Raw genomic sequence first — 12,105 nt, forward strand, 5'->3', positions numbered from 1 at the left:
TAGCGTTTTTTTACTCGTCCAGCATTTAGTAGGTATAACTTTTTATATTTCAAAAGACTTTTCTCTCTAAAAATATTTTTCATACAAATTTTCACATTCTAAAAAATCTATAAATTTCTTATAATGTGTCACTGTTCTTTCTAAAGCAATCATTAAAACAAAAATAAAATAAATTGCTTGGATTCCATTCATATAATTAAAGAGTGATTCAAATATATATACAATACTTGCAATCATAGAACAAAACCATAAATAAAACTTCATTTTCAGCTTTTTAATTTTTTGCTTAGTTGTCTTACAATACTGGCCATGAACTCTTATAAACAAATAAATTGCTGTATGTAAAATAATAATTGAAAATTGAAAACTTCGATTGTCCTCCGAACTAAATTCAGAAAAATCTATTTCTAATGAATGTAATACTATCCAAATAGAAAATAAAGATAGCAGAAATACATATAAAAAACCAATTAATAATTCAAAAATAAAGAGCCAAGGTTTATTTATGATTGAGTAAAATGGATTTAGATATTTTATGGTTAATAAAAATTTTCTCACTAAATCAGTAATAATAATTGATGTATTAGTTATATTCATATAGAAAAGTAATGTTATTGGAACTAATAACATTATAGTGATGCCCCAAACAGTAATCTTAATGCCTGATAAAAAGAAAACAGCTCCATAAATTATAACTGAAAAAATAAAAGTTGATACTGGAACAAACATTAAAAATGTAAAAGTTCTTATTATGATTAAATCCCCTAAAAAATCTTTTATTATGGAAACGTGTATTTTTTCCTCCTTGTATTTTTTCACAGTATCAACTATTTCTTTCTCAGATAAAAGAAAACACTTCAATCTATTAAACATAAAAAAACCCCTTTATATTAAAAAGATTAAAATATATACCAAACTGTTATTAAAATTTCATAAAAATAATTGTAAATTTTGTATAAGCATTTTTTTCACTTTCAACTGTAATTAAGGCGTGATGTGCCTCTATAATAGCTTTGACAAGTGCCAATCCAATTCCGGTCGATCCGTGCTTTTTAGAACTACTTGATTTATAGAATCGTTCAAAAATATGAGGTAATTCTTCAGCTGAAATTCCCTCTCCAAAGTCTTGGATTACTAGTTCTGTATAGATTGGAGAATTTTTGGCCTGAATCATTATTTTACCACCGGGTTTAGAATGTTCGATTGCATTCTTCAACAGGTTTAACAAAGCTTCCTGCATCCATAATTTGTCGTGAATAACGACTATTTCTCTTGGTGCATTCCAATCAATCAAAATATTTTTATCACTTATCATGCTTTGCAAGCGATTTAGTACTTCCTCAGTCGTATCTACTAAATTCCCTGGCTCTTTATCAAACGAAATCGCTTTTGCATCAATTTTTGCTACTTTTAACAAATTCTGAATTAAGACATTCATTCTAGAAATCTGAATATCATTATTTTGTAGTAATTGAGCTTGTTGCTCTCGGGATAGTTTCTCATTTAACAACATTTCATTATAGATAGAAATAGTTGAAAGCGGCGTTTTTAACTGATGAGATATATCCTGCAACATTTCTCCTAAAAACCGTTTCTCTTCAAGCAAATCATGCATATTTTTTCTAATGATATCCCTCATTGAACGAAATGAAATCGCCAGTTTCGCGAAATCCCCCTCTTTATTTTCATTGATGACAACCGAGTAATCTCCCTCGATTATCTTTTTTGCAGCTCTAGTAAGCTGGCTAATCTTATTGAAAATAATTTTTTGTTGCATGTAGTTTGCAACAAAAAGTAAAAATCCAAAAGCAATCAATCCCCACATCATAAATTGATTGTGATTAATAATTAGATTATTTAAGTGAGGAAAAAATTTTGAATCCAAGTCTTCATATAATCCATATTGCTTTAGGATCTCTGTCCCTTTTTCCTGATATTTACTTGAGTGAGACGAATGACTTGATAAGACTTTCATAATTTCCGCTTCATTTTCTGGATTCTGCTCTACCAACCTAGCTGTAATTTCCCCCCATGTTGCAATAGAGTCTCTTTTCAAATGATCATAAAATAATTGTTGAATAATAAATTGGTAAATCACAAATATAGATAAAAGGACGGCTAGTATCGTCATATAGCTTTTTAACTCGGTATTTTTCATTATCTTGCTCACCCAATCACGTCCTTGCTCCAACGATAACCATATCCTCTTTCGGTAACGATAAACTGTGGTTTTTGAGGATTGTCTTCAACTTTAGCTCTTAAACGCTTTATGTATACAGATAACGTGTTTTCATCAAAAAAAACATTTTCTCCTTCTGTTATTTGTTGTAGGAGTTCATCTCTTTTTAATGCTTTGTGAGAATTCTTCATGAAATTCAATAGCAGCTTGTATTCTAAATTCGTCAATGTAATACTTTCACAATTTTTATAAACCTTGACTAGGTTCGTATCGATTCTTATATTCTCAGATCTTAAAATTTGAGATGGCGTTTCTAGCGACGCTTGTTTACGCAATTGTACTTTCACTCTGGCCATGAGTTCCCTAACCCGAAAAGGTTTGGTTATATAATCATCACCGCCTATATCCAGCCCCATTACCACATTTGCTTCTTCATCTAGTGCAGTTAAGAAAATAATAATCGAATTCTCGTTTTTCTTTTTAAAATACAAACATAAGTCATAACCATTACCATCTGGTAGGCCGATATCAAGGATGGACAAATCAAATGTATTGTGAACAAACTGGTGTTTAGCTTCTTTTACACTGGACGCTCTAATCACCTCATAACCTTCATTTCTCAATGAAAATTCGATGGCTATGCCAAGAGCTTCATCATCTTCAACTAGTAATATTTTTTTATTCAAGTATGCCCTCTCCTTTTTTTCCCCTAGCTTATACTCCAATTACAATAGCCTGGCTATAATCTAGCCAGGCTTATAATATTATTGTTCTCTGATATTATCAATAATATTATCTTGTTGAATTTTTTTCAATGGATTTAAGACTGCTAAATAACTAATTATTAAAGCTGAAACAAACGTAATGATACAAGCCTCATAGGGAATCGTCCATGTCATTTTCAACATATCAGATATAGCTAAATATATAATATAAGACAATATACAGCCAAAAAAGATTCCTTGTAAACTTCCAGAAAAACCGTAAATCAAAGCTTCATAGGTAATCATTTTTTTCAAATCCTTTTGTGACATACCAATGGATTTCAAAGCGGCCAATTCTTTTCGTCTAGTCATGATACTTATAGTTATAGTATTGAGGATATTAACGCTACTAATTAAAGAAATGACTGTGATGAAACCATATGCAAGCACTTGTAAAGTAAGTTTTTCTTCTTTTTTTGTTTTATTTTCTTGATAATTATTTACGATTGTAATGGAATAGCTTTTTCCAATCGTGTTTTCTATTTCCTTTACTGTCGCGGAAGATTGAGTTACATCCTTTAATTTAGTTTCAAAGCTATTCTCCTTTTTTTCGTATACTTTAGATATATTTTCAAGTGATTTCAATTGATACAAAACTTGTTCACCTTCAGCTAAATGATCTGGATTATTATCCACTATCTTAATTGTAATATCCGATTTAATAGATAACTTATCAACAGATTTAGATGCAAATGCAACACTCATTAAATACGAGAAAGTAATAAATAACACACTACTTATAATAATTGATAAGATTGTAATGGTATAGCGATTTTTATTTCGCTTAACATTTTTCATAGCCATGCTCAAAGGAATAGATAAAGGTTTTTTCACCATGGAATTCTTTTGTTTTTTGATTTGTTCCTTTTTAATTGACAACCTGCTACTAATTGCCAACAAAGGGGAGATTTTCCCTGCAAAATAAGCTGGGTACAAACTTGACGCTATTACAGAAAGCAAGGTAATAATCGAACTTACTAGTAAAATATTCCAATCAACATAAAATATCGAGACCGCTTTACTATTTTCCATTAAAAGTGAAAAAGTGAACTGCAGAGAGGCAAGTGCTATTAGGCTACATATAATTCCAATTGGTATAGCGATAACAGCCAGAAAAGTAGCTTCTCTCAGAACGATTTGTCTAATTTGCTTTCGTGTTGCACCAATGCTTCTCAACAAGCCAAACTGCCTCGTTCGTTCTACGACACTGATTTGAAAAGCGTTGTAAATCACAACAATTGTCGCTATCACAACAATGCTGATTGTAATAATTAGCGTAGCCATAATCGAATTATTGTAACCTGGTTTCTCTAATTGAATTAATTCATTACTTATATTAATATTATTTTCTCCGGAAATGGTCTTGAGTCCCTCTAAAACCTCATTAAAGTTTGCTTTTGAGCTAATTCCAACTAATATTTTTCCTTCACCAGCGCTAAACTTACTCTTATAGGTTAGTAACCGTCCCACCTTATTTTCCTGTGTATATGTACTATCACTTAGAAAACCAACCAATTTGTATTTTTTTTCATTTAATTCGAATGAATCACCTATTTGAATATTTTCTTTTATATAAGGTAATACCCAGGGATCAACAGCAACTTCTTGATCATTAGATGGCAATCTGCCCTTAATAATACTGTATTTTAAAAATTCCAAGGCGTTATCATCAGCAAAATTCATTTTTACAGCAGCCTCTCCAACTTGGACTGTTTCTCCCTGTGACATTAAACCAAATGATTCAATTTGCGGGTTATATTTAATTTTTTTCAATATCGATTCATCGTAATTTAATACAACGGCATGAAAAGAATACCCTTGCCTCTTTTTCGTATTCTCGATTTGAGAAATCTGAGTACCGTTCATAAATAGGCCGATTGTAGAAATTAACGATACAGAGAGTACGATTCCTATCAAAGTTAAAATTGTTCGTTTCTTATTTCCCTTTAAGTATCTCCTGCTTAATTGTTTATAATTACCAATCAAGATTAGTTTCCTCCCGTCTTAGGCTTATTCGTGGATAGCCACTGATCGGAAATGATTTGGCCATCTTCAATTGTAATAATACGGTCAGAAGTTGATGCAATTTTTAAATCGTGAGTAATCAATACAATAGTTTGATTATATTTTTTTGCTGTCAATCTTAATAAATCCATGACTTCTTTTGTGTTTTGAGTATCCAGATTTCCTGTAGGTTCATCAGCTAAGATTAAATGTGGGCGATTTATAAGTGCCCTCCCAATCGAAACCCGTTGTTGCTGACCTCCTGATAATTCAGATGGTAAATGATTTCGTCTTTCATGAAGTCCCAGAATTTCAATAATTTCGTCCATATAAGGATTATCTACAGGTTCATTATCTAGTAAAGTGGGCAAAGCTATATTCTCTTGCACATTCAATACAGGAATTAAATTAAAGAACTGAAATATAAAACCAACTTTTCTTCTTCTAAATATCGAAAGTTCATTATCTGAATAATTATAAATATTGTTCTCTCCAATAAATACTTGTCCTGAACTCGGACGGTCCAACCCTCCCAAAATATGCAACAATGTACTTTTACCTGAGCCAGAAGCTCCTACGATTGAAACAAATTCCCCTTGCTGTATAGAAAGATTTATGCCCTTCAAAGCATCTACCCTACTATTTCCTTCACCATAACTTTTGACTACATTTTCTATTCTTACGATTTCCATTTATATCACCTTATTTTCATTTTAATTTAGTCTTGTACCTCTACAAAGTTTATTTTATTCTGATTATTCGAAGAGAGCTTATCAATCTGTTGTAAAACTTTGTCTACTTCTTGTTTGTTTTTATAATCAAAATTACGTTTTTGAAATTGAATCAATTTCATTATTGACTCTGATTCAGAAATTGTATTATAGTCTTGGTCGTTTAGAATAACAAGGTTCATTGGAACATACCCAATCCAAATTTGCTGTTTAACATACTGGGCAGATACCATCTTACCGTTCAAATTCAACTGGTTATTTTCAAAATTATCAACCATAGAATCCTTAGCCGCATAAGAAAATAATAGATTCTGATCACTAGATACTTTATTTTTATCTTTCACCCTCTCAGAAATAATAGATGCTAAATTTGGATCTTTTCTAGCTCTTAGAAGTCCCTTATTAAATAATTTTACCGCGGTAGAACTATTAATAACTGCATATTCTGTAGTGTTGATTTCAAATTCTTCATTTGTATCATTTTGTTTCTTATCTTCTTCTGATAATGGAATCCTTTTTGTTGTTGTGACGTACTTTACCTTATAGTCTATTGATTGTTTAGTGTCATCTTTAAACTCTTGTTTAACTTTTTCTACGTCAGTTGCAGTACCACTAACTAGAATCCCATCGACTGGTTGTCCTGGACCTTGCACATAACGTTTTACTCCTAATCCTATTCCTATAAAAATAGCAATAACAACCGTATAACTTATAATTTTTTTCATTAGAATACTCCTTTAGTAAATGATTTATATCTGGATTATAGATGAGTTTTTTTCATAAGTTAATGACTTCTATCTAACTATGTGACTTCTAATCTTACAATTTTGTAAGATTAGTATTCCCCATGCTCAACAAGCTAAATTTATATAATAATAATCTTATACGTTATTATTCTCTTTTTTATTGAAACGGGTCGAATCACAGGCAATAACCCGACCTATAATGATTAATGTTACAGATAATAACTTAAGGCCCGTCTTATATATAATCTAAATCTTTAAAATAAACAAAGGATATTACTCCTAATACAGCACCAACTATCCCTAGCATCAAACCCTTATACTTTTGTATAAACATCTTATTCCTCTTTTCGTACAAATAAATTATTCCATATATAACAATACTAAATTATGGAATGTTTCCAAAGAATTAAAACGTTTTTATATTCAGTTTATATGTCTACTTCTTTACTTATCCCATAGATAAGTAAATCCAAAGGGATACAAAAACGTCACTTCTTTTATAAACAGTACGACTTTATTGTTACTTAATAGTAGTGAGAAATATCACATATCTCATAAAAGGGCTGGGCGGAAATTTAAGTTTACTAAATACCTTTTCTAAAGTTTGAGTGCACCCTTTTTCTGTACACTCCATCCAATCTTTCATCAAACAACTACCTTCTCCTATAATTTCAAAGGATTCCCACTCGATTATCCCGAATATATAAATTACTATTCTCACAAGGAGCGAATTTATATGAATCTATTCGAACACGAAACGTAAAACCGTTCCCCTTTCATAAGAGGTCCTCCTTTTTTCTTTTCTCACCATATCATTTACTTACAAAATAGGAGGATACAATTATGAAACGTGATCCATTATTTTTAACTTTATTAGAAAGTGCAAATACACATTTTAGCGGCTGGGATTTTTCTTTCATTTCAGAAGCGGGTCGAATGAAGAGTGAGCCTTTATCGTGGTCGTACGGCAGTACTGCTTTCCAGCTTATGCAACATGCAGAATCAATGCTCGATATGGGTACTGGCGGCGGAGAGTTTTTATCTATGTTACAACCGTTCCCGTCAACTATTTATGCTACTGAGGGCTACGCTCCAAACGTGCCAATTTCTCGAAAGAAATTAGAGCCTTTAGGGGTTACTGTTGTAGAGGTGAACGATGATACTGCATTGCCATTTCAAGATGGTCAGTTTAATCTAATCCTAAACCAACATGAATCATATGCTGCTTCTGAAGTAAAAAGAATCCTTTCTCCAAATGGAACATTTCTTACACAACAAGTTGGCGGTCTCGATTGCGCGGAACTTAATGACCAATTTGACACACCACTAAATAGTGAATTTGCAAGTTGGTCGCTTGAAGCGGCATGTAATGAACTACAGGAAAACGGATTTACTATCTTAGAAACAAAAGAAGAATTCCCTTTCCAACGCTTTTATGATATTGGCGCTATCGTCTATTATTTAAAAGCAATTCCGTGGCAAATTCCTGATTTCACTGTCGAAAGGTATTATGAGGAGTTATATCGTATACATGAGATTATCTTGCAAAAAGGATATTTTGATGTGAAGCAACATCGCTTTATCATTAAGGCCATTCGAGGCTGGTAATATAAAATACTAAATACAAAAAGAGTGCTTTTCTTCAAAGCACTCTTCCTAAAAAATTTACCACTCTTTACGTTCATCACAATCACAGTCACGATCATGATTACGTTTACGTCGACATTTATCACAATCGCAATCACGGTCACGTTTACAACGACATTCATCACAGTCTCTATGTCTACATCTACAAAACATTAAATCATCCCAAAATCTATTACAATTTCGGAAATGTCTAAAATTACAATTACACCCCATAACTACCAGACCCTCCTCTTTTTAATAAGACTCATCCTATTCTATGTTTAAATTTCAAATACGGCTTGTTTACTAGTCTATTTTTTCTACCTATCTTTCCTTAACAACAAATAAGACGCTAACCAAATAAAGGTTGCGCCTACAAGCATTAATATTGTTTTAATCAAATTAAAAACATCGCTTTAATTTTGTCCATATATTTGATAATAGCTTGAGTCATAACTTTCCCTTCATAATAATATTCAACTGTATCATCCTTGCCAGTAAACTTAACTAATACTATATTCTTGTTTCCCATTACCTTCACTTTCCTCCAAAATAAAAAGCATCCTCCCTGGATACTATGTAATTACTTATTATATTGTAATTCAAATAAGGTACATGAAATTTCATTTTTCTTTCAGCTACCTAATGTTGTTAAATCTATCTTCATTACATACTTTATTAAATAGTTAGAAGAAGAGCAAAAGCCCTTCTCCGTATACACAACGTGAATTGCAATTGAATGTGAAATTGCAATTCAACTATTCATTCACTCTGCAACCATCGCCATCGGTTATGACGATCCATTTTCAGTTATAAGGAATTGTATGAGCAATGTTTTCTGCCGCCGCTCACAATACAAATATATCACGTTGATTCTAAAACAACTGGCACATTTACTGCCAAAAGGCGGTTACGACTCTGCCAATTATTATAAAATAGCAAGTTCTTTTAGTTAAATTACCTTATTAAAACTAACCCAAAAACGCAATCGCATTTTTCGTTTTTCTCGCAAATGCAATTGGATCTTCTATCGATTCCCAGTGAACATATATTAAATGAGGATTATCATCTAGCCAATGATTGTGAAATGCCGATACTTTAAAGCCAAATCTCAGAAGTTGTGAAATTAGTTGATCAGTCTGATCTTGAGTCGTTGCCGTTTCACCTAAACAAAGTGCAACTTCGGATGGATCGAGGGATTCGAACGAAAAAAGTTGATGCCCCACAAGAGGTGAATTTGCAGGTCTTCCAAAGATAGTCGCTCCAAAATTCACATTCCGCATAACAAAACATACAGGCCCTGGTTCAATTTCACCTTCACCACCTAATGTAGCAGTAAATTCATCACATAATGCTTGAAATTCTGGAGATACTACAGGTGGTGGCAAATCTGGTGGTAATACTGGACCTAAGAAATCAATAGATTCTCTTGATTTTCTCGCAAATGCAATCGGATCATCTATCGATTCCCAGTGAATATAAAATAAACGTGGATTTTCATTTATCCAGTGATTGTGCAAACCTGATACGATAATACCGCGATCACGAAGATTAGTAAGGACTTGTTCAACCTGATTTTCAAAAGCTGCAGTTTCCCCTAAACAAAGTGCATTTCCTGATTCATCAAGAGATTCAAACGAAAAAAATTGATAATTAACCAAAGGTGAATTTGATTTTCTTCCTAATACTGTTTCATCAAATATTCTAGTTCGAGTTACAGTACATACAGGTCCTGGATCAATTGAATGATCAGTACCACCTAGAATATCAAAAAAGCGTTGACATAGATTTTCAAATACTGGATCTACTTGTCGATTTTCTATTTCCATAGTATATTCCTCCTAAAATTTTATAGGATTATCTTCCTAAAATTGCAGAAGACAATATATTCTATGCTAGCAATCTAGTAACTGCTTAGACAATTATGAAAGATTAATAGAGAACCATAGCAAGTTATTCAATGTACATACTATATTTCAAATTATGTTACACGATAAAGTTATAGACATATAATAAGGAGCACTTTAAACATGTCTTTTTCTCAGTTAAATAATGAGAGCAATCAACTTATAAATGTCGATTGCTCTATTAAAATATTCTCTACTAGATTATAAGATTGATTGTTTTCGTATTCTTTCTATTGAGAAACAAGTTGTTTTTCATATCGCTTGTTCGCATCATCTTCTTTCAAACATACAGTTGTGTAATTAATAATATTCCGGTTATCGTACGTGAATATATGTTTTAACTTATTTTCTTCTGTTAATACTGTCGGTAAGTATTTTGGTAAATTGCTAACTACACCTCTATTATCACCATCTAATATCCAATCAATTTCTTTCCATTCTAATAAGCCTTCAGCCGTACGTAATGGTGTATTCATTTGCATTCCATCTGGCAAATCAGCAACGAACACATACATTCCTTCACTAGCCTGGGGCTGATCTTTACCTTTAAAACCAACAGTCCCTTTATACGTTACACTTGAAAGTTCTATGCCCGTTTCCTCAAACGTTTCTCTAATTATTCCTTCGTATGGCGTTTCATTCTCTTCTATTTTTCCTCCAACACCATTCCACATCCCCATATTCGGCTTTTTATTTCTATTTAATAGCAGTATTTTATCGCTTTTTCTAATAAAGCAAATTGTGTATTTGTACATACGACCATTTCCTTTCATTTTCCACATGAGTTATTTGGCTTATTTTCAATTAAAAACACTCGCCTTATAATTCCTTACTACATAATATATAGTACAACTTTCATGCGTAAACACTTTACGTCAAACGAGAGAATCCTTTTTAGAAAGGAGAATTTAAAATCGATAATATAAGTAATGAATTTTTAAACCAATATTACAACGGCATCGTGTGGTTAAACGATACACACTGGTTCGGGGTTCCAATCTGTAAACTTCCCTCTGATCTCTTTTTGTATCAAGAAATTATTTATGAATTAAAGCCCGATTTAATTATTGAATGCGGGACTTTTCACGGTGGTAGTGCACTGTATTTAACTTCTATGTTAGATTTAATTGGAAAAGGTCACGTACTTACTATCGATATAACTCCGCAGCCAAATCGGCCATCACATAATCGGATTACGTATTTAACAGCATCTTCTGTTTCTGTGCAGGCCATCCAAACAATAGTAAGTATGCGCAAACCTGATGATGTGATTTTAGTTATTTTAGATTCTGATCATAGTAAAGAGCATGTTTCCAAAGAACTCTTGCTATATAAATCTATCGTCACTACTGGCAGTTATATAATTGTAGAAGATACCTCCATTAACGGAAATCCGCTTCTTCCCGATTGGGGTCCTGGCCCAATGGAAGCTGTGGAAGAGTTTTTAACTAAAAACAATAACTTCATAATCGACGAGTCTAAACATAAATTTTTCATATCATTTAATCCAAAAGGTTTTTTAAAGAAAATAAAGTGAAACTTTAATAAGTGGGGTTTTGCTCATCCCCCACTTATTCTATCATTTTCATTTTTGAAAAAGGATAATATACAAATTCCACCTTGCCAATTATGTTATCTTCTTCAATATATCCTAAGCCATTGCGACTATCTCTACTTACTTCGCGGTTATCTCCCATTACAAATAACTTATTTGGCGGAATTTTTGTCTTTTGAAAGTTATAAAACACTTGTGTGTTGTTAAATAAATCTTTGTTCGTATATGGTTCTTCTTGCTTTTTATCGTTCACATATACCTTTCCGTTCGTTATGTTAATTACATCACCAGGAAGCCCTATTACACGTTTCACATAATATTTCGATTCATCCTCTTCTTTTATAATGACAATTTCTCCGTGTTGTAAATTAGAAAGACGTACTACCGCTTTATTTACAAATACGTAGTCTTCTTCATATAAAGTCGGCTGCATCGATTCCCCTTCCACCTTACATAAAGTAAAAGAATGGTAGCCTATGACTATCACCAATATAAATAGTATGTACTTTCCCCAGCCTCTCTTAATCTCCTTTTTCATATCCATTCCCACCTTATAAAGCGCTTTTTAACTCAAAAAATATATCACTGCACAA

General features: G+C 32.2%; 12 protein-coding genes. 2 read left to right on the forward strand and 10 right to left on the reverse strand.

Going from position 1 to position 12,105, the window contains the following annotated elements; translation table 11 throughout:
- Positions 1–66: 66 nt before the first annotated feature.
- The 6 genes from ACW0JX_RS14985 to ACW0JX_RS15010 all read right to left on the reverse strand — a co-directional run bounded on the left by ACW0JX_RS14985 (position 67) and on the right by ACW0JX_RS15010 (position 6,403).
- Positions 67–873, reverse strand: coding sequence for a hypothetical protein (locus ACW0JX_RS14985; RefSeq protein ID WP_053564107.1), 807 nt, complete (start codon positions 871–873; stop codon positions 67–69).
- Positions 874–922: 49 nt separating this feature from the next.
- Positions 923–2,158: a HAMP domain-containing sensor histidine kinase gene (locus ACW0JX_RS14990; protein ID WP_000798888.1), complete on the reverse strand. Its 1,236-nt coding sequence runs from the start codon at positions 2,156–2,158 to the stop codon at positions 923–925.
- Positions 2,159–2,166: 8 nt separating this feature from the next.
- Positions 2,167–2,865, reverse strand: a complete 699-nt coding sequence (locus ACW0JX_RS14995; RefSeq protein WP_001035094.1) for a response regulator transcription factor — start codon at positions 2,863–2,865, stop codon at positions 2,167–2,169.
- Positions 2,866–2,943: 78 nt separating this feature from the next.
- Entirely contained in the window at positions 2,944–4,929 is a 1,986-nt protein-coding gene (locus ACW0JX_RS15000; RefSeq protein WP_098976361.1) for an ABC transporter permease, read from the reverse strand.
- A 2-nt stretch (positions 4,930–4,931) separates the two neighbouring features.
- Positions 4,932–5,639, reverse strand: a complete 708-nt coding sequence (locus ACW0JX_RS15005) for an ABC transporter ATP-binding protein (protein WP_000407086.1) — start codon at positions 5,637–5,639, stop codon at positions 4,932–4,934.
- A 26-nt stretch (positions 5,640–5,665) separates the two neighbouring features.
- The gene (locus ACW0JX_RS15010; protein ID WP_089171351.1) at positions 5,666–6,403 is read right to left on the reverse strand and encodes a lipoprotein BA_5634 family protein; all 738 of its coding nucleotides are present in this window, start codon (positions 6,401–6,403) and stop codon (positions 5,666–5,668) included.
- Between the two features lie 864 nt (positions 6,404–7,267).
- Here ACW0JX_RS15010 and ACW0JX_RS15015 point away from each other — a divergent pair.
- On the forward strand, positions 7,268–8,032 hold the full coding sequence (locus tag ACW0JX_RS15015; protein WP_089171352.1) for a class I SAM-dependent methyltransferase: 765 nt from the start codon (positions 7,268–7,270) through the stop codon (positions 8,030–8,032).
- A gap of 57 nt (positions 8,033–8,089) precedes the next feature.
- Here ACW0JX_RS15015 and ACW0JX_RS15020 read toward each other — a convergent pair whose 3' ends face one another.
- The 3 genes from ACW0JX_RS15020 to ACW0JX_RS15030 form a co-directional block, all read right to left on the reverse strand.
- Positions 8,090–8,284, reverse strand: coding sequence for a hypothetical protein (locus ACW0JX_RS15020; protein WP_089171353.1), 195 nt, complete (start codon positions 8,282–8,284; stop codon positions 8,090–8,092).
- A 737-nt stretch (positions 8,285–9,021) separates the two neighbouring features.
- Positions 9,022–9,879 carry a DUF1259 domain-containing protein gene (locus ACW0JX_RS15025; RefSeq protein ID WP_095690632.1) on the reverse strand — a complete coding sequence of 286 codons (858 nt, stop codon included), beginning with the start codon at positions 9,877–9,879 and terminating at the stop codon, positions 9,022–9,024.
- A gap of 308 nt (positions 9,880–10,187) precedes the next feature.
- Complete coding sequence (locus ACW0JX_RS15030) at positions 10,188–10,712, reverse strand: NUDIX hydrolase (protein WP_095690631.1); 525 nt, start codon at positions 10,710–10,712, stop codon at positions 10,188–10,190.
- 158 nt (positions 10,713–10,870) lie between these two features.
- Here ACW0JX_RS15030 and ACW0JX_RS15035 point away from each other — a divergent pair, with 158 nt between their 5' ends.
- Complete coding sequence (locus ACW0JX_RS15035; RefSeq protein WP_276565494.1) at positions 10,871–11,494, forward strand: cephalosporin hydroxylase family protein; 624 nt, start codon at positions 10,871–10,873, stop codon at positions 11,492–11,494.
- Positions 11,495–11,528: 34 nt separating this feature from the next.
- Here the strand turns inward: ACW0JX_RS15035 and lepB are convergent, their stop codons facing one another.
- Positions 11,529–12,050 (reverse strand): signal peptidase I, encoded by a 522-nt coding sequence (gene lepB, locus ACW0JX_RS15040; RefSeq protein ID WP_002094069.1) that lies wholly within the window; start codon positions 12,048–12,050, stop codon positions 11,529–11,531.
- Positions 12,051–12,105: the final 55 nt, after the last annotated feature.

This window comes from Bacillus sp. C-3-6, assembly GCF_054509685.1.